Annotated in this window: 23 protein-coding genes; 13 read left to right on the top strand and 10 right to left on the bottom strand. The window is 53.9% G+C overall.

What is annotated here, in order from left to right:
• Window positions 1–2: 2 nt before the first annotated feature.
• From ACX3P1_RS13470 to ACX3P1_RS13490, 5 genes are read right to left on the bottom strand one after another with little or no spacing between them, the layout of a single operon-like run.
• Window positions 3–974 carry a 2-hydroxyacid dehydrogenase gene (locus ACX3P1_RS13470; RefSeq protein WP_459080090.1) on the bottom strand — a complete coding sequence of 324 codons (972 nt, stop codon included), beginning with the start codon at window positions 972–974 and terminating at the stop codon, window positions 3–5.
• A gap of 13 nt (window positions 975–987) precedes the next feature.
• Window positions 988–2,268 (bottom strand): TRAP transporter large permease, encoded by a 1,281-nt coding sequence (locus ACX3P1_RS13475; protein ID WP_459080091.1) that lies wholly within the window; start codon window positions 2,266–2,268, stop codon window positions 988–990.
• 8 nt (window positions 2,269–2,276) lie between these two features.
• A complete protein-coding gene (locus tag ACX3P1_RS13480) occupies window positions 2,277–2,798 on the bottom strand; it encodes a TRAP transporter small permease (RefSeq protein ID WP_459080092.1) in 522 nt (173 codons plus the stop codon).
• Entirely contained in the window at window positions 2,798–3,778 is a 981-nt protein-coding gene (locus ACX3P1_RS13485) for a TRAP transporter substrate-binding protein (RefSeq protein WP_459080093.1), read from the bottom strand. The genes ACX3P1_RS13480 and ACX3P1_RS13485 overlap by 1 nt, the downstream gene beginning before the upstream one ends.
• A gap of 34 nt (window positions 3,779–3,812) precedes the next feature.
• On the bottom strand, window positions 3,813–5,009 hold the full coding sequence (locus ACX3P1_RS13490; protein ID WP_459080094.1) for a mandelate racemase/muconate lactonizing enzyme family protein: 1,197 nt from the start codon (window positions 5,007–5,009) through the stop codon (window positions 3,813–3,815).
• Window positions 5,010–5,062: 53 nt separating this feature from the next.
• Here ACX3P1_RS13490 and ACX3P1_RS13495 point away from each other — a divergent pair, with 53 nt between their 5' ends.
• From ACX3P1_RS13495 to ACX3P1_RS13515, 5 genes are all read left to right on the top strand, one after another.
• Window positions 5,063–5,971 (top strand): LysR family transcriptional regulator, encoded by a 909-nt coding sequence (locus ACX3P1_RS13495; RefSeq protein ID WP_459080095.1) that lies wholly within the window; start codon window positions 5,063–5,065, stop codon window positions 5,969–5,971.
• Window positions 5,972–6,037: 66 nt separating this feature from the next.
• Window positions 6,038–6,814 (top strand): NYN domain-containing protein, encoded by a 777-nt coding sequence (locus ACX3P1_RS13500; protein WP_459080096.1) that lies wholly within the window; start codon window positions 6,038–6,040, stop codon window positions 6,812–6,814.
• A gap of 23 nt (window positions 6,815–6,837) precedes the next feature.
• Entirely contained in the window at window positions 6,838–7,602 is a 765-nt protein-coding gene (locus ACX3P1_RS13505) for a hypothetical protein (protein ID WP_459080097.1), read from the top strand.
• Between the two features lie 143 nt (window positions 7,603–7,745).
• On the top strand, window positions 7,746–8,162 hold the full coding sequence (locus ACX3P1_RS13510) for a MarR family winged helix-turn-helix transcriptional regulator (RefSeq protein WP_459080098.1): 417 nt from the start codon (window positions 7,746–7,748) through the stop codon (window positions 8,160–8,162).
• A 44-nt stretch (window positions 8,163–8,206) separates the two neighbouring features.
• Window positions 8,207–8,605: a tautomerase family protein gene (locus ACX3P1_RS13515; RefSeq protein ID WP_459080099.1), complete on the top strand. Its 399-nt coding sequence runs from the start codon at window positions 8,207–8,209 to the stop codon at window positions 8,603–8,605.
• A gap of 398 nt (window positions 8,606–9,003) precedes the next feature.
• On the opposite strand, the gene ACX3P1_RS13520 is transcribed toward ACX3P1_RS13515, so the two are convergent.
• Window positions 9,004–9,852 carry a MurR/RpiR family transcriptional regulator gene (locus ACX3P1_RS13520; RefSeq protein WP_459080100.1) on the bottom strand — a complete coding sequence of 283 codons (849 nt, stop codon included), beginning with the start codon at window positions 9,850–9,852 and terminating at the stop codon, window positions 9,004–9,006.
• 340 nt (window positions 9,853–10,192) lie between these two features.
• Here ACX3P1_RS13520 and ACX3P1_RS13525 point away from each other — a divergent pair, with 340 nt between their 5' ends.
• The 5 genes from ACX3P1_RS13525 (at window position 10,193) to ACX3P1_RS13545 (ending at window position 15,003) form a co-directional block, all read left to right on the top strand.
• The gene (locus tag ACX3P1_RS13525; RefSeq protein WP_459080101.1) at window positions 10,193–11,422 is read left to right on the top strand and encodes a diaminopropionate ammonia-lyase; all 1,230 of its coding nucleotides are present in this window, start codon (window positions 10,193–10,195) and stop codon (window positions 11,420–11,422) included.
• 61 nt (window positions 11,423–11,483) lie between these two features.
• On the top strand, window positions 11,484–12,245 hold the full coding sequence (locus ACX3P1_RS13530; protein ID WP_459080102.1) for a transporter substrate-binding domain-containing protein: 762 nt from the start codon (window positions 11,484–11,486) through the stop codon (window positions 12,243–12,245).
• Window positions 12,246–12,303: 58 nt separating this feature from the next.
• Window positions 12,304–12,993, top strand: coding sequence for an amino acid ABC transporter permease (locus ACX3P1_RS13535; RefSeq protein WP_459080103.1), 690 nt, complete (start codon window positions 12,304–12,306; stop codon window positions 12,991–12,993).
• A complete protein-coding gene (locus ACX3P1_RS13540; RefSeq protein WP_459080104.1) occupies window positions 12,990–13,718 on the top strand; it encodes an amino acid ABC transporter ATP-binding protein in 729 nt (242 codons plus the stop codon). Before ACX3P1_RS13535 ends, ACX3P1_RS13540 begins: the two co-directional genes overlap by 4 nt.
• A gap of 58 nt (window positions 13,719–13,776) precedes the next feature.
• Window positions 13,777–15,003, top strand: coding sequence for a YgeY family selenium metabolism-linked hydrolase (locus tag ACX3P1_RS13545; RefSeq protein WP_459080105.1), 1,227 nt, complete (start codon window positions 13,777–13,779; stop codon window positions 15,001–15,003).
• 129 nt (window positions 15,004–15,132) lie between these two features.
• On the opposite strand, the gene ACX3P1_RS13550 is transcribed toward ACX3P1_RS13545, so the two are convergent.
• Entirely contained in the window at window positions 15,133–15,609 is a 477-nt protein-coding gene (locus ACX3P1_RS13550; RefSeq protein WP_459080106.1) for a DUF6998 domain-containing protein, read from the bottom strand.
• 10 nt (window positions 15,610–15,619) lie between these two features.
• Window positions 15,620–17,050 (bottom strand): DUF4041 domain-containing protein, encoded by a 1,431-nt coding sequence (locus ACX3P1_RS13555; RefSeq protein ID WP_459080107.1) that lies wholly within the window; start codon window positions 17,048–17,050, stop codon window positions 15,620–15,622.
• Window positions 17,051–17,282: 232 nt separating this feature from the next.
• Here ACX3P1_RS13555 and ACX3P1_RS13560 point away from each other — a divergent pair, with 232 nt between their 5' ends.
• From ACX3P1_RS13560 to ACX3P1_RS13570, 3 genes are read left to right on the top strand one after another with little or no spacing between them, the layout of a single operon-like run.
• Window positions 17,283–17,696, top strand: coding sequence for a hypothetical protein (locus tag ACX3P1_RS13560; protein WP_459080108.1), 414 nt, complete (start codon window positions 17,283–17,285; stop codon window positions 17,694–17,696).
• Window positions 17,683–18,015 (top strand): DUF3768 domain-containing protein, encoded by a 333-nt coding sequence (locus tag ACX3P1_RS13565; protein ID WP_459080109.1) that lies wholly within the window; start codon window positions 17,683–17,685, stop codon window positions 18,013–18,015. The genes ACX3P1_RS13560 and ACX3P1_RS13565 overlap by 14 nt, the downstream gene beginning before the upstream one ends.
• Window positions 18,015–18,194: a hypothetical protein gene (locus tag ACX3P1_RS13570; protein WP_459080110.1), complete on the top strand. Its 180-nt coding sequence runs from the start codon at window positions 18,015–18,017 to the stop codon at window positions 18,192–18,194. The genes ACX3P1_RS13565 and ACX3P1_RS13570 overlap by 1 nt, the downstream gene beginning before the upstream one ends.
• Before the next feature lie 50 nt (window positions 18,195–18,244).
• Here the strand turns inward: ACX3P1_RS13570 and ACX3P1_RS13575 are convergent, their stop codons facing one another.
• A complete protein-coding gene (locus tag ACX3P1_RS13575) occupies window positions 18,245–18,466 on the bottom strand; it encodes a hypothetical protein (RefSeq protein WP_459080111.1) in 222 nt (73 codons plus the stop codon).
• 87 nt (window positions 18,467–18,553) lie between these two features.
• On the bottom strand, window positions 18,554–20,314 hold the full coding sequence (locus ACX3P1_RS13580; protein ID WP_459080112.1) for a serine hydrolase domain-containing protein: 1,761 nt from the start codon (window positions 20,312–20,314) through the stop codon (window positions 18,554–18,556).
• Between the last annotated feature and the right edge of the window lie 69 nt (window positions 20,315–20,383).

Genomic DNA, 20,383 nt, shown 5'->3' on the forward strand with positions numbered 1-20,383 from the left:
AGTCATTTTGACAAATCGGCAACTACTGGCGTGAGCACCCGCCCGTGCGCAAACCATTCGACGATATTGTCTACCACGAGCTTTGCTACATCGGCGCGTCCAGCGACTGTCGCGGCTGCCACATGAGGCAGGACGGTCACGTTATCCAAGGCCAGAAGATCCGTCGAGATGTCGGGTTCACTTGCAAACACGTCGAGGCCTGCTGCAGCGATCGTGCCCTTGCGTAGACAGTCTATAAGGGCGTGTTCGTCCACGGTTGATCCACGGCCAACGTTGATGAAAACGCCTTGAGGACCAAGGGCCGCAAGCACCTCTCTATTCACAGCCATGTCTGTCGACTTACTTCCTGGAGCGACCGCGATCAAGGTGTCAACTGCTTGCGCGAGCGCCAGAAGAGACGGGTGATAGTGGTAACCGACGTCGTCCAGCGGCCTTCGATTGTGATACGAGACGGGCAGCCCGAATCCCTCTACTCGCCGTGCTATGGACCGCCCAATACGGCCAAGACCGAAAATGCCAACTGATCGCCCTTTGAGCGAAAATGCCGAGAGAGGGTACTGGCTCCCGGGTTTCCATTCACCTTGGCGAAGCCAGGCTTCCGCCTTTGACAAGCCCCGCACTGCGTTGAGCAGAAGCCAGATGGTGGCATCGGCGACATCGTCGTCCAATACGCCTGGGGTGTAAGTCACGACGATGCCCTGTTCCGCGGCTCTATGAACATCGATACCATCATACCCGACGCCGAAACTCGCGATGATCTCTAGATTCGGCAACGTATCCATGAGATCCGAGTTGACGAAGCCCGCGCAAGCAATGGCGCGGATGTTCGCCAATCGCTCGGAAGTCGGCATCGTTGATGCGTTCTTATCCACTTCTACGACATAGAAATGGTCTGCTAATCCGCTCCGCACTCCAGGATGAAGTGAGCCGACGATCAGGACCGTAGGTTTGCTATCGTTGGTTTCCGTTTTCATAGGTAGCCGTTTCTCACCGCATACCGAGAAGATAGAGGGATCCCAAGCTTATGATCGGCACGTAAGTGATGAGAGCCAAGCATAGCAGAATGACCCCAACCAGCGGGACCAGGTAGGGGATCATCCGGTGCAAGGAAATTTTGGCCACGTCGCAGGCTGCGAACAAATTGACGCCGAACGGAGGGGTGATCATTCCCAGCGCAAGATTGGTAATCATGATCATACCGAAATGGATAGGGTCAATGCCGTACCGCAAGGCGACAGGGGCAAGAATAGGTGCAATCACTACGATTGACGCCGATGTCTCCACGAACATGCCAATGAAGAAGAGCAACACATTCACTGCCAGCAGGAAAGTGAACCCACTATTGAAACTGGCGACAATCCATTCGCCAATCGCAGCCGGAATACCCGCCCGTGTGAGAACGAACGAAAACAGGCCTGCCATCGAGATAATAAACAGGATGATTGCAGACGACAGGGTTGAACGGCGCATCACATCGGCTAGATCGCGGAGTGTCATCTCGCGGTAAACCAGCATGCTTACGACGAGAGCGTAGAATACGGCGACAACTGCAGCTTCAGTCGGCGTGAAGATGCCGCCATAAATACCTCCCAGGATAATCACCGGCATCATCAACGCCAGGAAAGCTCTCTGAAAACTTGGCAGGAACGCCTTCCTTGGTGCTGTTGTCGGTAATGGCTTATGTTTGAACCGTGACCAGACGATTACAAACGTACCGAGGGCGAGGGCGATGAGCAGGCCCGGCCCCAAACCAGCGACAAATAGATCACCCACGGGAGCGCCTGCTGACACGCCGTATATGATCATCGGGATGGACGGAGGGATGATGACCCCGAGTTCGGCCGACGTGGCTTGTAGGGAGGCAGCGAAACCAGTCGGATAATTCTGCCGTACCATCGCAGGTATCAAAATGGCACCGATTGCATAGGTAGTTGCTACGCTTGAGCCGGACACCGCCGCAAAGATCATGCAGACCAGAATACACGTGAGAGGAAGTCCACCGCGCACGTCTCCAATAATGCTTTCGACCAGATCGACAAGCCTCTTTGAAATCCCGCCGGCTGCCATGATGTTGCCCGCCACAATGAAGAACGGGATGGCAGCAAGAGGAAACTTATCCAGGGCGATAAAGGCCTGCTGCGGGACGACAATTAGAGGGAGGTTGGAGAAACCGATCGTCCCCATAATTCCGGCCAGCCCAATGGCCACGGCCACTGGAATGGACAATCCCATGAGTACGATCATCACCGCAATCATCGTCAGTAACATGGTCTATCCTAACCAGCATTCTCGATTCGGTGACGATCATCTGAAACATCGGGGTCAAGGGCATGGGCTGTGAGTGCCAGAACCGACAGCAATGATCCTGCTGGCAGCGCGGCGTAAGCCCATGACGCAGAAATACCCAATCCAGCGATGGTCTGGAACCGAACACGCCAAACGAGTTGGCAACCAAACCAGAGGAGAACGAACAAAAGAGAAAGCACCGCCACAAAGATCACAGCGCGAACCAGTTTGCGTAGTGGACCGGTGCTGATACTCAGAAGCAGGTCCACGGATATAAGCGTGCCGGTACGCATCGCTCCGGCAAGCGCTATATATGTCATCCAGATCAGCGATGTCTGAATGAGCGGTTCGGACCAAGACGACGGCGAATGAAGCACGAAGCGTGTGATAACCTGGTAGAACCCTGCCAGGCAGGCCAGCCCCATTCCCGCTGTTCCCAGTATGACGGCAACGCGAGTGATTTGCCTTTCGACGCCAAGAAAAGCAAACCGACAAGTCGTTGCGATGCTCATCAGTGTGTCTCTTCGATTGCCTTCAAACGCTCTTCACCGAAGCGCTTGGCAAACTCTGCATAGATGCCGTCCAGCTTCTTGCGAAACGCTGCCTTGTCTACGTCGGTAACGACAGTCATGCCTTGGGATTTCAAGGTTTCCAGCCCTGTCGTCAGGACCTTTTCAACTTCCTTGCGGTTGCGTACCATCGCGTTTTTTGCGGCAGTGACGAACACCTGCTTGTCGTCGTCGCTCAATGAAGAATATATCGACGGTGAAGTCAGCAACACCAAGGGCGTGAAGGCGTGATCGGTGAGGCTAAGATACTTCTGCACTTCACCGAAACGATTGTTGATGATCGCGCCCACTGGATTTTCCTGACCGTCAACGACACCCTGTTGAAGCGCCGTGTAGACTTCAGGAATCGCCATCGGTGTCGGCAATGCGCCTAGCTCACGCCAAACGGCAATATGCATTTCGTTCTGCTGCGTTCGGATCTTTAGACCTTTGACGTCTTCGGGAGTTTTCACTGGTCGGACGCTGTTCGTCAGTTCACGAAATCCCATGCCGCCAAATGCCAGCCCAACGAACCCCTTTTCCGGGAGCCCGTCCAAGAGCTCCTTTCCGATTGGCCCGTTCAGAACTGCTTCGGCATGGTCGAAATCGCGAAAGAGGAAAGGTATGTCGAAAATTGCAAAATCAGGATCGAAATTGACGAGGATCGACGTGCTGACCACCGTCATATCCACCGTACCAAGCTGAACTCCCTCGATGACCTCCCGATCACCGCCAAGAGCGCCGCCGCCCTGAATGCGTATTTCGATACGTCCGTTTGTCTTTTCCTTTATTTCGTCGGCGAACTGCTTCATGCCGATTGCCTCAGGCGCTTGCGTGCCTCCCACGAAGCCGAGATTGAGTGTCCTTTCAGGCTCGGCAGAGGCATATCCGGTAATGCCTGCCATGATTACGCAGGTCGCAATCAATAACTTTCTCATTGTCATTTTCATTCTCCTCCGTCTTCAATTTTCACAAACGTCAGTGCTCCAGAACCCAATGATCCGTTACGAAGTCGGCCAGTCGGTCGATCTCTATTTTTACGCCCAGTCCAGGACCGTTCGGGATTGAAAGTTTACCCTCCGAATCTGGTTTGGGGTCGTAGACTCGGTCTCGTAGCGGATTGAAACTCATGTCATACTCGAACAGCGGGTGGGGCACCCGTCCGCGCGCAGGCGTTAGCACCGCGGCGAACTGGAGCGAGGCGAGGAAGTTCACGCTCGTTCCCCACACATGCGGTGAGACCGGAACATCAAAGGCGTCAGCCAGGCCCGTGATGCGCATGCCCTCAGTTATGCCGCCACATAATGCAAGATCCGGCTGGATAATATCGAGCGCCCCGTCACGGATCACATCTCTGAAAGCCTGCACGCCGCAAAAAGACTCCCCACCAGCCAAAGGGACAGGCAGCAGTTTTGCGAGCCGTCGATAGGCAGGGAGGTTATCGTGAGGCACTGGCTCTTCTATCCAAGCGAGATTCTCAGCCGCGGCTAGGTGAGCAAGCGAAACTGCATCCTTGACGGTGGAAGACTCGTTCAAATCCACCATTAGCAGAGCAGCCTCACCAAGGAGGCTTCGTGCCTGCTTGATCGCACGTAAATCAGAGGCCGAAGAGATACCTATTCTGATCTTTACCGCTTGAAATCCTTCTTTCGCATAGCGTGCGACCTCTTCCTCGAACCCTGCATAGCGATCGGCCCCTTCAGGCAGAAGAGGGCCACTTGCATAGGTCATCACTCGGTCGCGCAATGCGCCACCCAATAGCTCGTATATTGGCTTTCCGGTTACTTGTCCGAGAGCGTCCCACATGGCGATATCGATAGCGCTGGCCGCCATATGAGCCTGACCACGACGATCAGGGACCGCGGCCCGCAGCAATTTTGCCTGTGCCGCCCGAGGATTGGAGATATCGGCACCGAGGATCATTGGCCCCATCACCGTTTTCAGCATGCTGCTGGCTGGCCCCGGATAGGCCCAGGTTTCCCCCCAGCCATGATGACCGGAGGAGGTCGTTATTTTGACCAGAAGAGCTGTGCGTTCGCGGAAGACTCTGAGAGCATTGCCTGCAACCGTCGGCATTGAGCAGTTAAGCTCAAAACCCTCAATCTTGATAACCCGCTCCCCATTTCCCGACACCCAATCCCTCCAAACTTGCCTTGCAGCTAATGGAATAGCCATTTAAGTTTGTGTCGACAAATGAGAAACACGCCGACAATTGATTGAGTTTCCAAATGAGTCGAGTCACCATCGCCCAGCTCGAAGCTTTCTACTGGACAGCCACATTGGGGTCGGTTGAGAAAGCGGCACGGCGACTGAACATGTCGCAGCCATCAATTTCTCTGAGGTTGAAGGCTATAGAGGCTCAGATAGGCTCACGCCTTTTCGACAGGGTAGGTCGGGGTATTTCCCTTTCATTGAACGGGCATTCGATTCTGCAGGATGCCCGCGACGTCCTGGAGAGTGTAGAGCGGATAAACGGCAGGAAAACAGAATCAGACGTTCGAGGGACTATCCGGGTCGGCTTCGCTGAAGGCTTTGCGTTGATCTGCCTGTCACCAGTCTTGAAAAGAGTCCATGAACTCTATCCTGATCTCCATCTGGAAGTCTCGGTATCCACGACGGCCTTCATCGAGCCTGATCTCCTTGGCCGCAAATTGGATCTTGCTTTCATGGTCGAGCCAGTCGAGCGCGAAGGCTTTACTCTTGTACCTCTCGGAGCGCAGGAGGCTTCGTGGATAGCAGCTGAATCCTGGAACTTGCCGCCTGTTGTCACGCCTCATGACATCGTCGACCACCCTATCATTTCCAACCCCATCGGAAGCATCAACTACAAACAGATACTCAGTTGGTTCGGCAGCGCTGGTCTGACGCCTCGACACCTCGACTTCTGTAACAGCGTGGGCATGCTCGGTCACCTCGTAACGACCGGAGTCGGAATAGGGATATTTCCGAACAAGATGGCGGACAAAGATGTGCGGGAGGGATGCGTCCGTGTTTTGACGACCGCGCCTCCGATCGGAGATACACCGATATTCGCGAATTTCCCGAAAGACGGAGAGGATATTAATATCCGTGCATTCGTGAACACGGTACGCGAGGTTCTTTCTGAAATGGAATACCTTAAATCTATCGGAGCCTGAGACCCATGAGCTGAAGCGTTGACACAGCGCGAGGCCACGGACTGTATCTTTTGTTGGAGACCACAGATGCCGTCAGAAACCCGCTCCCCACGCCTCGCCGTCCTGATCGATGCCGACAACGCCTCGTCGAAGATTGCCGACGGCCTGTTCGAGGAAATCGCCAAAATCGGTGAAGCCAGCGTCCGTCGCATATACGGCGACTTCTCGAGCACCCGCTCCAAGGGCTGGGCCGATATTCTTTCAAAGCACGCCATCATCCCGCAACAGCAGTTCGCTTACGCGACAGGCAAGAACGCCTCAGACATCACGCTGGTGATCGACGCCATGGACCTGCTGCACAGCGGGCGATTTGACGGTTTCTGCCTCGTATCATCAGACAGCGACTTCACGCGCCTTGCCGCGCGCATTCGCGAGCAGGGCGTCGATGTCTTCGGTTTCGGGGAGCAGAAAACACCAGAGAGTTTCCGCCAAGCGTGTCGCCGTTTCATTTATACCGAGAACCTGTCGGTGGCCGAGCAACCCGCCAACCAGGATTCCGTCCCGGTAAGCAAGGCTCTGAAATCGCCAAGTGCCGCGACGCCGACTATCAAGAAGGTGATTGCTCAGATGGAGAGTGAGGACGGCTGGGTCTCACTGGGCGTCGTCGGTAAGCAGCTTGCCAACCTGGCTTCCGATTTCGATCCTCGGACGTTCGGTTTCCGCAAATTGAGCGATCTGGTGCGGAAAACGAATGCTTTCGACATGGAGCATCCCGAAGGCGGTAGCATGCGGATTCGCATCAAGCCCACCACCAGCAACCGATCCTCACCGAAGAAGTCTCCGGGATCACGGCCTCAGGGTTGAAAGCGTGGGGAAGGTGGTAACGCATGACGTATGCCTTGTTCCAGATGTGGGGGGACTTTCGGCAATCCTTGATCAGAGGGCATTTGTTCTATGTCGAGCAAGCACGGAAGCGTTTGCTTACGCAGTTTGACAACAATGAAGCAGATGCCGACCAGGCCGCCCAGGAGTGGTTAGAGGAAAGTGGTCGGTACTTTGATCCAGACCGACATGACGAGGGTAGCTTCTACGAGGCGGCAAACGACGTCCGGATCGAGTTCTACGGTCTCCTGAGTGATATGCGCGAGAACACTCGCTTGAGCGTTGTCGCCGGGATGTTCCATGAGTGGGACAAGCAGTTACGTGGTTGGCTGGCTCGCGAGATTAGGCACTGGCATGGTGGTGATATTGCCGCCGCGAAAATGTGGTCAGTCAACTTCGACCAGATCGCCGAGTTATTAGCATGCTTGGACTGGCCTGTCCGTACCACGGATTATTTCAGCAAACTCGATGCATGCCGCCGTGTGGTCAATGTCTACAAACACGGCAAAGGCGATTCCCTCGATGATCTGAAGAGCCGATATCCGGAATATCTGCCCGATCCGTTCGAGGGTTCAGGGCGGGCTCTCTCAAACATGGAATATCGTGACCACACGCATCTAAAGGTAAGCGACGATCAGATGCAGGCGTTCTCTGACGCCATCGTTTCGTTCTGGCAGAATGTTCCCGAAAACATCTACGACACACAAGTCAACGATCTTCCGGGTTGGTTCGAAAAGGCCATTCAGAAGGATCGTGCCAATTCAAAGTAGGCGAGAAGGAAATGACAGACAGGTTCCCCGCATGATCCAAACGACAATTGCTCTTATCTTCACCACCGCATCGGTCGGCGGGCCGTGGCCGGTGTCGTCAAAACGTGATTGCATATGCAACTACAACCCGATAGAACGCATTCATGTTTGATGAGTGCATCTACTTCAACACGCAAGCGCTGGGTCGACAGCTTGAGCGGATTTGGACGAAGGCCTTCAAGCCATTCGATCTGACGCCGCCTCAGGGTTTCATGTTGCGCGCCATTCTGGCCAAACCCGGGATGCTGCCAAGCGAACTGGCGGCCGAACTGAAAATCGCTCGGGCAACCGCAACGCGTGCGATCGACGGGCTTGAGTCACGAGAACTTGTCGAGCGACATCCGACTAAACGGGATGGCCGTGAATGCGAGATTCGTCCGACAGAAAAGGCGCAAGAAATCAAGGTCGGACTGAACGCAGCAAGCGGTGAGATCACCAGGAGTTTGAAGGCAAAACTCGGCAATTCCGAATTCACGTCGTTCGTGGAACAGGTGAAAACAATTTCGGCCGATGTCGGCTGATTTTTCGGCAAAATAATTGCATAGCTAACTATAGGAGAGCAGAAATGCCCATCATTAACGTAAAAATCGGTGCCGCCCGTTCAGATCAGCTGACCAGCGAGATCGTGAAGCTCCTTACGGATCTCACGTCAAACATTCTCGGCAAAAACCCAGCGGTCACGGCCATCGCTATCGACTACGTTGACCCGCGTGACTGGTATGCCGCTGGCAAAAGTCTCGCAGAGCAGGGAAAGTCGAGCGTCTATTTCGACATAAAGATCACTGATGAAACGAACACGAAGGCCGAGAAGGCTCGCTACGTTCAAGAGGCATTCGATGGATTCTCGCGGCTACTCGGCGAGTTACACGAGGAGAGCTACATCTACGTACAAGACGTCCGGGCGGATGCGTATGGCTATGGCGGCAGGACTCAAGAATGGCGATATCATAATCCATCTGCATGAAGGGTTCACCCTGTCTCCTTCATAATCCTGACGATCTCGGCCACCACAGCCAAAATCCGCCGCCGATCATCCATCAGCCCCGCGTCCATGCCCGCCGTTCAACCGGGGAATGGAACGACTTCCTCGAAGCCTCCGTCGATGATGTGCTCAACATCGCACATGTTAAGGCGAAATCTGCGTGGTAACAATCGGTCGGTTACGATCAAGCAGCACGGGATGATGAAATACGAGTGGAGGATTCTCAGCCAGTCGACTGCCGTGGCTCCTACCATCGCAGCATGCCGAATGCGGCAGTGTGAGCACCCGCATCAAATCTTAGTCTGGCAATCGCCGGCGGCGGCTCCCTAGCCGCCGAAATACTAAATTGAAACCTCATTAAGTTGGCGCGAAAAGCACAATCAAGTGGAAGTTATGTCGTCCAAAGCCTCGTGAAGTTTTTCGATCCGGCTGATGTAGCCGTCCGCACTTTTTCTGTCGCGAATGCCCACCTGACTACAAAGAAAATTCACCAGGCTAAAGGCGGTGACATGAGAATCGAAGATCGAGGTTCCGTGTGAATGACAGCGCAAATGTACGATGTTATCGCCAGCTGGGCGAACAAGGCTGAGATCGCTCATTAATATAATGGGGACGGATTTTTCTGAGAGGGTTTTTATAATCCGGGCAATAACTGGCGGGCGTCGTCGAAAGGCTACAATAACGATGACATCGTCGGGCCCAATGCCCGCAAAGCCTTCGGCAAATTCCATACCTCCGTCCGGCAGTGAACGAACCTGGTGCCTTACATTGCTTAGAATGCTGGTAAGATACCGCGCAATCGAATAGCTGATCCGCAAACCCATAACCCAGACAGTCCGGCCACTGCCGAGCAATGTAATGGCTTGTTCAATGGTCGAGCGGTCAAGCGATGCGCTTGAACGACGCAAATTATCCATTTCGCGCGCCAGGTGCTTCTCAAAGGCATCCACCTCGCTTGGGGTCTCTTGGTCGAGGCCACGTAGTGGTGATCCCCAAGGCTCTTTGGCTGCCAGATACCGCGCATCCTCAAAGCGTTCGTAGCCCAGCCTCTGGAACAGCCGTACGGCCGTTGCCTTGGATACGTTGGCCTCACGCGCCAATTCAGCCGCCGAGAAATTACCGAACTCATTTCGGTGCTGAAGAATAACCTCAGCCAATCGCCGCTGCTGCGGCGTCAACTCGTCATATTGGTCAAGGATCCGGGCATCTATTCGTTGAAGGTCACTCATGGAAATCCTTGTCGCAATTTTGCCAACAGCCTGGAATCGAGGAGCTGTTAGTTCCAATGTCCAAGGTTCACTAACAGCCGATCCCTTGTGTTTTGTCACGCATCTAATCAGCAATTTCGAGGAATTGCTCCAAGATGACCGAAACGGACTTTTTCATCGCAGTTTCACAGGTTATGAAGTTTTGTCAAACCGATGAAACGCCGTTTCATCCACCTTGACAACGATCTTGGACATATACAGTATGAGGTTAAGCGGAATTCTGGTGACCCCGGCACCCGCAAAGAGGCGGGAGTGAAACGCGTTTCACAACTGTCACACCTAGACACGAGTTGCAGGAATAATGATGAATTTCCCCCGTCCTTCGCTAAAATCCTATGTGACGAACCCAAATTTCAGCAATGACCGGAATTATCCGGATAACCTGAAGTCAATATTGAGCGTGGCTCATGGCGAGGTCGCCCTGCAGGAGATCGAGACCTGGGCGGGTTACGAGAAAACGACACTTGTTTCGCTTGACGGATTGGCTTCAAAAATTGGCATCGGAGGCATTTATTACAAGGATGAATCCGGACGCTTTGAGCTCAACAGTTTCAAGGCGCTGGGAGGCGCTTATGCCGTCTTGCGCATTCTACAGAAGCGCGTCGAGGACGAGGCTGGGGTCAAAATTGGTTCAGCCGACCTGATCTCCGGAAAGTATTCCCACATCACCGAAAAGCTCACGGTATGCTGCGCTACTGACGGCAATCATGGCCGCTCTGTCGCATGGGGCGCTCAAATATTTGGCTGCCAATGTGTGATTTTCATTCATGCGACCGTGAGTGACAATCGGAAGACCGCGATAGAAAAATACGGGGCCAAGGTAATTCGCGTCGAAGGAAACTATGACGATTCCGTTCGTCGCGCCGATGCCGAAGCGACGACAAACGGCTGGACGGTTGTCTCTGACACTTCTTATGAAGGCTATATGGACATCCCTCGCGACGTTATGCGTGGATACACCGTTATAGCCGCCGAAATTGTTGAACAAATCGACGAGAATTCGATCCCGACGCACGTGTTCATTCAGAGCGGCGTGGGTGGATTGGCCGCTGCTGTTTGCGGCTATTTTTGGGAAGTTTGGGGAGACAAGCGCCCAACTCTGGTCGTTGTCGAACCACAAAACGCCGATTGCTTCACCAAAAGCGTTGCGGCGGGCCGCCTGACGTCGGTGCATGGCGACTTGGAAACCATGATGGCCGGGCTTTCTTGCGGAGAGGTGTCAACTCTGGCGTGGGATATCTTGAACGTGGGTGCGAATGCTTCGTTGACGGTTTCCGATGAAGCGGTTGCCGCATGCATGAAGCTGTTGTCCCTGGGGCAGGACGGAGACGCGCCAATTGTAGCAGGCGAGTCGGCCGTTGGCGGAGTTGTTGGCCTTCTGGCAGCCCTCGACGACGAAAATGTCAAAGCAGAACTGGGCTTGAACGCGAACTCTCGTGTGCTTTTCATCGGAAGCGAGGGGGCGACAGATCCAGAACTCTATAACGAAATCATCGGTCGAAGCACCAATGACGCATTGGCTGCGGTTTGACGTAAGCCTTAGGCATCTGAACGGCCTATTTAATGTGAATTACCCAACGGGAGGAACGAAAGTGAAGAATACTATTAAGACTATTTTGGCAGGAGCCATTATCGCGATGGGTTCCACTCTTGCGATAGCCCAAGACAAAATAACGGTAGCGGTCGATACAAACTTCAAACCTTTCTCATACAGGAATGACGATGGGAAGTATGTCGGCTTCGATCTGGATGTCTGGAATGCTGTAGGAGAAAAGCTTGGGGTCGAATACGAAGTTCGCCCCATGGACTTCAATGGCATCATTCCGGGTCTGCAATCCGGGAACATAGACGTGGCTGTTGCAGCGATGTCGGTGACGTCGAAAAGAGAACAGGCTATCGACTTCTCCTACCCCTACTACAAGGCTGGCTTGACCATCATGGTTCGGTCGGACGATGAGAAAATCCAAAAGATCGAGGACCTCACCGACAAGGTCGTGGCAACAAAACAAGGCACGTCGACGGTGCCCTTCTTAAAAGAAAACATCGATGCAGGAAGGCTCACTCCTAAGGAAATCAAGGAGTTCCCGAATATCACCGATGCGTTTCTGGAGTTGCGGGCGGGCGGCACCGACGCCGTGATGTTCGATTTGCCTCCGCTTCAGGATTATGCCGCAACAGTTGGTAAAGGCGCGGTGAAGTTGGTCGGGCCGCTATATCTCGGCCATCACTACGGTATCGGATTCCCCCAGGGAAGCCCGCTTCGGGATAAGGTCAATGTCGCTCTTCTTGAACTCCAAGAGTCAGGAAAACTCAACGAAATCCACAATAAGTGGTTTGGTACCGATTCCAAATAACAAGCTTTGACAACATGCGGTGAGAGGCATTGCTTCTCACCGCCACCACGAGGTTTCCATGCCACAATTTGAATTTGAATGGAGCGCGGCAATCCAAGCCGTGCCAGCGCTCCTCGTCGGTGCAAAGCTTACGCTTATCATTACGCTTGGCGGCTTGTTTTTCGGGTTTATTTTGGGTGCGACCGCCGGATGGATGAAGCTATCCGCGAATTCGATCCTGAGATTCATTGCAAATTTCTATATCGAGTCAATTCGGGGAACGCCTTTCTTGGTTCAGGTGATGTTCCTGTACTTTGGTGTCCCAATGGCGATGGGCTTTCGAATTCCGCCGCTAGCTGCAGCGATCATTGCCTTATCCCTAAACGCTGGCGCTTATATTGCTGAAATTGTTCGCGGTGCCGTGCAGTCAATCGATCGAGGTCAAGTCGAAGCAGGCCGCTCGATCGGACTGACGTCTCGCCAAACAATGATGTATGTCGTCTGGCCACAAGCATTTCGGCGGATGATACCGCCGCTGGGAAATCAGTTCATCATCTCTCTGAAAGATACTTCGATACTCGTCGTAATCGGAGTTGGTGAGCTGACCCGCACCGGACAAGAAATCATCGCCAACAACTTCCGTGCTTTCGAAGTGTGGTTCTCGGTAGCTGTCCTATATTTCCTGATGACGTATTCATTAACGCTGCTCCTGAAACGCCTCGAGTATCGAGTGTCCGCTTCTGAGCGTGTAAGGGCTGCTTTGAAATGATCCAAATCAAAGACCTACACAAGACCTTTGGCCAATTGGAAGTTCTTCGCGGCATTGACATCGACATTGCTGCTGGAGAGGTTGCCGTTGTCGTTGGTCCATCGGGGTCAGGAAAATCAACGTTTCTGCGGTGTATAAATCGACTGGAGGACGCGACATCTGGTAGCATTATTGTCGACGGGCATGACTTGTATGACCCAAAGACAAATATCAACCTGGTTCGCGCAGAAATTGGAATGGTTTTCCAATCCTTTAATCTGTTTCCCCATTTGACAGTTCTGGAAAACGTGACACTGGGGCCACGTAAGGTGCGTCAGATGTCGACCAAACAAGCCAATGACGTTGGCTATCAGATGCTCAAGAAGGTAGGACTGGCGGACAAGCTCGAATCATATCCTTCTCAACTCTCTGGCGGTCAGCAACAGCGTGTCGCAATAGCCCGATCGCTCACATTGTCTCCAAAGGCAATGCTGTTCGACGAACCGACATCCGCCCTTGATCCGGAACTGGTGGGCGAGGTTCTCTCGGTAATGCGCGATCTTGCCCGAGATGGCATGACAATGGTCGTTGTCACGCATGAAATGAGTTTCGCTCGCAACGTGGCAGATCGAGTGATCTTCATGGACGGAGGATATGTCGTCGAAGACGGCTCTCCCGAGGAGCTTTTTAAGAATCCAAAAAGCCCTCGCCTTCAGGATTTTCTCCGTCAGGTAGCTCAACACTAGCAACATCGCTCGATAACTGTCGGTTATCATTGCGAATTTACTCACTTGCGAGGCGTTTATGGTCGTTGATTTTCATAGAGTCAAAGAACTGTCAGAGTTTTACAGAGAGGATATCGCTCAGTTTTTGCGTGATATGGTGGCTATTCCAAGTGAAAGCTGCAACGAAGGGGCAATCGTCGAGCGCATCCGTGCTGAAATGGAAAAGGTGGGTTTTGATCGCGTCGAGATAGACCCGATGGGCAACATCCTTGGCTACATTGGCAACGGCAATCGTTTAATCGCCTTGGACGCGCATATCGATACCGTCGGAGTGGGCGACCTCGCGAATTGGGATAGTGACCCCTATGAGGGGTATGACGACAAAGACATCGTTTACGGTCGCGGAACGAGCGATCAGGCAGGCGGCATGGCCGCAATGGTGTACGCTGGTAAAATCATCAAGGAACTTGGGCTGGATGAAGGCTACACCCTAGTCTGCACGGGGACCGTACAGGAGGAGGACTGTGACGGTCTATGTTGGCTCTACCTGATCCAGGAGGGAGGCCTGAAGCCTGAATTCGTGGTCAGCACGGAACCTACGAATTGTAATGTGGCTCTCGGGCATCGTGGACGAATGGAGATCAAGGTAGAAGTGCGCGGCATCAGTTCCCATGGCGCGATGCCGCACCTTGGAGACAACGCCATTCTGAAGATGGCGGCCGTCCTCACCGATTTGGAGGAGTTGGCCGAGCGGCTTCCGACTGATGACGTGCTTGGCAAAGGAACACTGACAGTTTCAGAAATCTTCTCCGGCTCTCCCTCGCGTTGCGCTGTTGCCGATCGTTGCTGGATTTCGATTGATCGCCGACTGACGAAAGGTGAAACCCTGGAGCAGTCATTGGAAGAAATTCGCAGTCTGCCCTCCGTCCAACAGTCCAAAGCTGAGGTATCGCTTTATGATTATGCCAAGGCGTCGTGGACAGGGCTCGTTTATCCGACAGAGTGCTACTTTCCCGCTTGGCGCATCGAGCAAGATCATCCCGCTTGCCAGGCTCTGGTGAAAACTCATGAAGAGATTTTTGGTGAAACACCCAACATTGGGGTGTGGAATTTCTCAACCAACGGCGTTGCCATCATGGGCCGCCATGGAATTCCCTGCATCGGCTTCGGCCCTGGGAAAGAGGAGCAAGCCCACGCGCCGAACGAGATAACGTGGAAAGACCACCTGGTTCGTGCCACCGCGGTCTATGCAACGCTTCCATCCGTCTACGTGTCCACGACGTCAGGCAGCACGAACGCAAAATGAACTGGTGACGTGTGGATAATCGTAATCGAAGCACAAGTTCTGATAGGCGATGCCACAGTGGCTTTATCGCCTATCAGAAGGCGATCCGTCAGCGCTTCCCCTGCCCTGATCTCCACCAATTCTCACTTATTAGATATCTATCCGTCTAAGTCTGTCGCCCAAATCGACCAACGCATCCGCCGCCCTGATATGCCCCTTGGCTACTAGCCGCTGCCCCATCCATGAGGAAGGCATCCTCGCAAGTGCGACCACTTCAGGTCCGTTGAAGATCACATTGCCTTTCAAGTTCTCAAAATCGATATCGAAAAACAGCAGGTGATCCGCTCGGGTACCGACATGACGGAAAACGGGGCCTCGCCCTGTTCCTGTTGTCTTCACCTGCACGGAGCGGCCGTCTGAAGCGTGGCCATCAATTCCTGTGCCGTTTCCCGGAACGAGCGTAATCCCGAATATCTCAGCGGCAATAGCCTCGCCGATGTCGCCGACCAAATTGCCGTCGAGCGTGAACCTGAGGCCAGCGGTTTTGTAATGCTCCCGAAGTTTGTTCCTAGCGGCTACCAGTTCGGTAACAATCGGCGGCAGCGTGAATTCACGGCGGTGTGGCATGTCTCGATTCCTAAAGTGTTTCGGGGAATGCCATCACGTCCGAAAATTGAGAATTCTCCAGCGCGATACGCCTTCTCGATAAGGTCTCGTGATATTCCTGCGCCTCGATGTCCTTGAAGAAGGGTGCGCTTGGAGCGAGCTTCTTGACGGCTGCCTCGACGTCCTCAAGAGAGGCCCGAAAGAATTCTTTACGATAATTCTGGGCGTTTACACGCGTCGGCTCGAACTCCCCGTGTAGCGAGCGCTCTAATGTCGGAGCATCGTCGCTGTAAATGATTGCATGGGTATCGAACGTGAATGGGACGCTGGCATCGCCGAGCTCCCGAACCCGATCCATGGGATCCAGCCGCCTAGTCAGGCCGATCTTGACGACGTCTTTGCCAAACGATCCGATATTTGAAATGATGTAGACGTAGCCGGATCGAGTTTTCTCAGCCATCGCCTGCGCACGCTCGACTTTTGCTTGGGCTTCGGCAAGATCGCGTTCCAGCTCCTTAATCTGGTCACTGAAGGCATCAAGTTGCGGCCCGACAATCTTCGCCGCCTCAGCCTTGGCCTTGGCTAGAAGGCCAGCATAGTGCTGCTCTTTTGCCTCGGCGTCTTCCATATCGCGCAGAAGCCGTTGCTCTTCACGTGCTAGCCGAGCGGTCTCCGCCCTCTCGTCTCGTTCCGCCTTCAACTTCTCACGATATTCATGGGTGAGGTAGAGTTCCTGCAACTTCAGTTGCGCGTACTGGTTTTCGATAAATGTTGAATTTGACTCGTTCATTTTGTCGATTTGTACGCGCGCACGAACAATTCGCTTTTCCATCGCATTCACGTTATTCCAGCGCGTATTTGCGATGGCTGCCTCGCATTCGTTATTGAACGCTCGAAGGGTCAGACGGATATTCCGGTTGGTCATCGTCTGTCCTTTGGCAGCGCTACCATCGACAGCCCAGTTCGTCGTACAGATAACAGCGCTTTTGTCGGTCACCATTTGCTTCTGTTGTGCGCGGGCCCGAGTGATGGCCGATTTATATTCTTCGCTGTCGGTGAAATCGAAATGGGGCTCATAGACGCCCATTTCAGCGAACGCGAGGCGATCGTCAAAGATCGCGACCTCGGAGATCATGCGATCGTAGACCTGCTTCTTTTCCTTGTAAGCCGTCCGAAGTTGATCGATCTCACTGTTCAGGGCGGCGATCACAAGACCGAGGCGGACACTTTCGTTATCTAGATCGACAACCCCACCGAAGCGGCCCTCCAAATATCCGACGCGCGAGACCGCTTCCTTTTCGGACACCTGCAACGCTTTGATGGCAGCTAGGGCCTTGGCAACCAACGCGGTTTTCTCGTCCAGAGAAGCCTGCGTCGCCCGAGCGATCTTCGAGGTCCTCCACCATTTGTACGATGTGAACACCGAATAAAATGGCAAAATCAAAATGATAAGTGCGGCCATAACCGCGAATATTTGCGACCGATCCAAAGTATTCTCTCCCCACCAACAGGGAACCTCGCGCTCAGCCTTCGGATTGTCAATCAAGCATCGGGACGAGCTTCATTCCGGATGCCCTGGTCAGGTGTCAGATCATATTTCATGCTCACGTTATATGCTGAATAGCCAGATTGTAAATCATTGACTTAGACACCGGATTTTGCGATAGCATGCCCGGATTAGGGGGGCATTCAAAATGATGAAATCTGTATTCGCCGTGGCGATCTTGCTGACGGCAACGGCGGCAAACGTGCAGGCACGGGATCGCTTTGAAGGCGACTACTCGGGTGATTGCGGGCAAGGCGTCCAGTGCTGGGTCGAGGTTGAACATCTAAAGGGCAAGGATTACAAAGTGGTGTTCATCGTCGCCGACAGGGTGGACGCCACGAAAATCCGTTGCAAGGTAAGCAGCCTCATGGATCGCGGCGAGGTGCTGTATAGCCCCGAGGAGTCCTGGGATGACGCCCTTGGCGGCACCTTTCAGGATTCGAACACATATGCAGCTATCGGCCATGGTGGCAGCTTGATTCTGGGCGGCGGTCTGACGGCGGGGCAAGCCTGTGGAAAGTATTACTGGAAACAGGAGTATTATGCATTTGGCGACGAATGACGCGGTCGCCATCCGCAATCTGAACGACATCCTTCGGACGACGGGTGCCGGCGGCACCACTGTTTTCGTCGGCGCGCTGGGTCAGGCACCCGAGTCCGAAAGAATGGCGGTCTATTCGGCAGCTCGCGAATTCGACAGTTTCCCTGAAGGAGACGACCCTTACGGCGAACACGATTTCGGAACGCTGATGCTCGACGGGAAGAAATACACCTGGAAAATCGATTACTACGATAAGGCCATGGAATTCGGTTCTGACAATCCGGCCGACCCGTCGGTTACCAATCGGGTGCTGTCCATCTTTTACGCCGACGACTATTGATGACTGAGGACGAGGAAGAGCTGGCCGCCATCCAAAAAGGGATCGCGCAACTGGATGCCGGACTATCCGTTAATCTCGAAGAAGTCCTGCAGAAGGCGGAAGCCGCAGGCGTGAAAAGACAACGGCAGACCTTTTGGGAAAGCCTGCCGTCTAATCGACGTCCTGGTAGAGAGGGATAGGCTTGGGGTTGGTCGCCGACTGGCCTGATCCTAGTGCAAGCAGTCCAGCATCACCAGCCCTCGGTCTGCCGCTTGTAAGCCTCCGCCTTCGGGTCGATAACTTTCACGGTGGCCTCGCCGCCGCAACGGCAGCGGAATGTTTTGCCTACCCAAGCGCGATCCCGGTCAAAACGGCTGAGTTCCAGGAATTCATCGCGGCCGCAGTTCGCGCAGCTGCAGCGCATTTTGAATCCAGCGTCGATGACGTCACCGAAAGTCTTCATGTCCGTCATGATACGGATTTTGACGCTCGGACGCGACCGAATACTGTTTTGTGGTCACAAGCCCCCGGACGATATCGCCCGGGGGCGCTGGGTTTTCTATTTGCAGAGATCACTCACGTGATCGGCCACCTGCTCCAAGCTGTCCATCCTGCTTGCGCCTGCATCACCGTCCCAATCTTTTGCGAGCCGGATAGCAAATACGTTCTTGGAGAACATGGGGACAAAGTTTCCGCCCCACCCCATCATGGTTGGATAATAGAAACTGCAGCCGTTTCTTGAATCCATGTGGCCACGCCAGAAAGCCTTCCGGTAGAACGGCCGCTGCGGATCGCCTGTGTGGAGACCGACGGGCTTCTCGGCTGGCTTGATATCGGCAAGCATCTCTGCGTTCAGAATCTGCTTGTCGCCGAATTTTCCGCCGTTCTGGTATAGCTTGGTGATCTTCACAAGATCGCTGATTGTCGGGTAATACCCGTAAGCCATCAAGGGCTGGTTATTCTTGGGGTCGGCTTCGATCGTCTGGTTGATCGGCGCGTAATGGATACCGATCGGCTTGTAGACCTCTTCCTTGAGCATCTCCCAGATATTCGCGTACGATTCCCCCTTGCTTTTCATGTAACGGGTCATCGCCTCCCCGATCAGGAACATATCGTCGTCACGATACCTGGCAACCTTACCCGGCCCCCAAGAATACGGTTTTGTTGCCTTGAGCGTTGCCTCGATCTTCCCCTCTACGGTTTTGGCTTCATACCAAGCGTAGTAGGGGTCTCCGAAAGGATCGCTGATCTGGTACGGCTTCTCCTCCTGCGGTCCCCAACCCATACCGCTTGCCATGTTCAACATGTCGCCGAAGGTTGTCTTTTCCCAACCCGGGACGTCCTTGGCTTCGGTGATGTAATCGACGAGTTTCTCGTCAAAAACGCCAGGACCATATTTTTCAGCAAGGCGAAGCATGGCGCTGGCGTTGCTGGCCGCCTTCGTAACTGACCAGACGCCGAACCTCTGGCGGTCGCAATACGGAAGTTCGCCGGCCACCGTCGGGCATGACTTCAGGTAAAACGTCCCGTCCACCCCAATGCCGTCCATGACGATTTCGTCAGCATTGATATCGGAGTCAAACGCCTCGACATTCTCCTTGCCAAATTTCGCCTCGAGATCGGCCCAAGTACCCAGCTTTTCGGCATCGGCAACAGATTGCGCGTATGTAGCCTTGACCTCGTCCTCGTTCGCTATCTTGTCAGTGCTGAGAGCCGCGTCAGCCAAACCAACTGCCGTGAAATAGTCTTCGATGTAGAAGGGAGCCGTCTCCGTCAGCACTTGAAAGCGAAGACCGGAGACCTGACCATCTTTGTACAAGAACATGGCAACGCCATTGTGGGTCTCGCCCTCGATCGAATGCATCAATGAAAACGGAAACGATGCCCGCGACCAACCGTCATCGCCGGGTTCCGACCAAATCTTGCCTGCCTGTACGATGATGTCCCAATACGACTTCCCGTCCGGTGGCGATCCGTAGCGCAGCACATCCTGCGTTGTCGGAACCAGATCGCCTTCATGCGTCACGAACGAGAGCACGGCAGCCGGGAAAATCGCCGGGTCCTTTCCCATCACGTCATTAGTCTTGAATTTGGCAGGCTCCGTCGTCATCACCGTTTCGGTGAGAGAGATGGTACCCGTGAACGGCGCATGCGCGTCCTGGGCCTCGGCCGATGGCAGGAACGACGAGTTCTGAACGATTCCTGAGGGCTGCTGATCACTCGTGAGGTCGGCAACCGTCAGATCGGTTCGATCCGCCGCGTAAGAAACCGCTGGCCACCACAAACATGTTGCCAAAAGTGCCGCCTTAAAAACCCTCATATTTCTCTCCTCGTTTAAGCTCCCGCTAGGGAAGGCTATCAGCGTAGGGAGACCATCGCTTTGCGTTCC

Source organism: Mesorhizobium sp. A623 (assembly GCF_054489405.1).

Excerpts from the sequence above, each read along its gene's own strand:
- ACX3P1_RS13470 (WP_459080090.1), bottom strand. The coding sequence starts at position 974 with ATGAAAACGGAAACCAACGATAGCAAACCTACGGTCCTGATCGTCGGC.
- ACX3P1_RS13475 (WP_459080091.1), bottom strand. The coding sequence starts at position 2,268 with ATGTTACTGACGATGATTGCGGTGATGATCGTACTCATGGGATTGTCC.
- ACX3P1_RS13480 (WP_459080092.1), bottom strand. The coding sequence starts at position 2,798 with ATGAGCATCGCAACGACTTGTCGGTTTGCTTTTCTTGGCGTCGAAAGG.
- ACX3P1_RS13485 (WP_459080093.1), bottom strand. The coding sequence starts at position 3,778 with ATGACAATGAGAAAGTTATTGATTGCGACCTGCGTAATCATGGCAGGC.
- ACX3P1_RS13490 (WP_459080094.1), bottom strand. The coding sequence starts at position 5,009 with ATGGCTATTCCATTAGCTGCAAGGCAAGTTTGGAGGGATTGGGTGTCG.
- ACX3P1_RS13495 (WP_459080095.1), top strand. The coding sequence starts at position 5,063 with ATGAGTCGAGTCACCATCGCCCAGCTCGAAGCTTTCTACTGGACAGCC.
- ACX3P1_RS13500 (WP_459080096.1), top strand. The coding sequence starts at position 6,038 with ATGCCGTCAGAAACCCGCTCCCCACGCCTCGCCGTCCTGATCGATGCC.
- ACX3P1_RS13505 (WP_459080097.1), top strand. The coding sequence starts at position 6,838 with ATGACGTATGCCTTGTTCCAGATGTGGGGGGACTTTCGGCAATCCTTG.
- ACX3P1_RS13510 (WP_459080098.1), top strand. The coding sequence starts at position 7,746 with ATGTTTGATGAGTGCATCTACTTCAACACGCAAGCGCTGGGTCGACAG.
- ACX3P1_RS13515 (WP_459080099.1), top strand. The coding sequence starts at position 8,207 with ATGCCCATCATTAACGTAAAAATCGGTGCCGCCCGTTCAGATCAGCTG.
- ACX3P1_RS13520 (WP_459080100.1), bottom strand. The coding sequence starts at position 9,852 with ATGAGTGACCTTCAACGAATAGATGCCCGGATCCTTGACCAATATGAC.
- ACX3P1_RS13525 (WP_459080101.1), top strand. The coding sequence starts at position 10,193 with ATGATGAATTTCCCCCGTCCTTCGCTAAAATCCTATGTGACGAACCCA.
- ACX3P1_RS13535 (WP_459080103.1), top strand. The coding sequence starts at position 12,304 with ATGCCACAATTTGAATTTGAATGGAGCGCGGCAATCCAAGCCGTGCCA.
- ACX3P1_RS13540 (WP_459080104.1), top strand. The coding sequence starts at position 12,990 with ATGATCCAAATCAAAGACCTACACAAGACCTTTGGCCAATTGGAAGTT.
- ACX3P1_RS13545 (WP_459080105.1), top strand. The coding sequence starts at position 13,777 with ATGGTCGTTGATTTTCATAGAGTCAAAGAACTGTCAGAGTTTTACAGA.
- ACX3P1_RS13550 (WP_459080106.1), bottom strand. The coding sequence starts at position 15,609 with ATGCCACACCGCCGTGAATTCACGCTGCCGCCGATTGTTACCGAACTG.
- ACX3P1_RS13555 (WP_459080107.1), bottom strand. The coding sequence starts at position 17,050 with ATGGCCGCACTTATCATTTTGATTTTGCCATTTTATTCGGTGTTCACA.
- ACX3P1_RS13560 (WP_459080108.1), top strand. The coding sequence starts at position 17,283 with ATGATGAAATCTGTATTCGCCGTGGCGATCTTGCTGACGGCAACGGCG.
- ACX3P1_RS13570 (WP_459080110.1), top strand. The coding sequence starts at position 18,015 with ATGACTGAGGACGAGGAAGAGCTGGCCGCCATCCAAAAAGGGATCGCG.
- ACX3P1_RS13575 (WP_459080111.1), bottom strand. The coding sequence starts at position 18,466 with ATGACGGACATGAAGACTTTCGGTGACGTCATCGACGCTGGATTCAAA.
- ACX3P1_RS13580 (WP_459080112.1), bottom strand. The coding sequence starts at position 20,314 with ATGAGGGTTTTTAAGGCGGCACTTTTGGCAACATGTTTGTGGTGGCCA.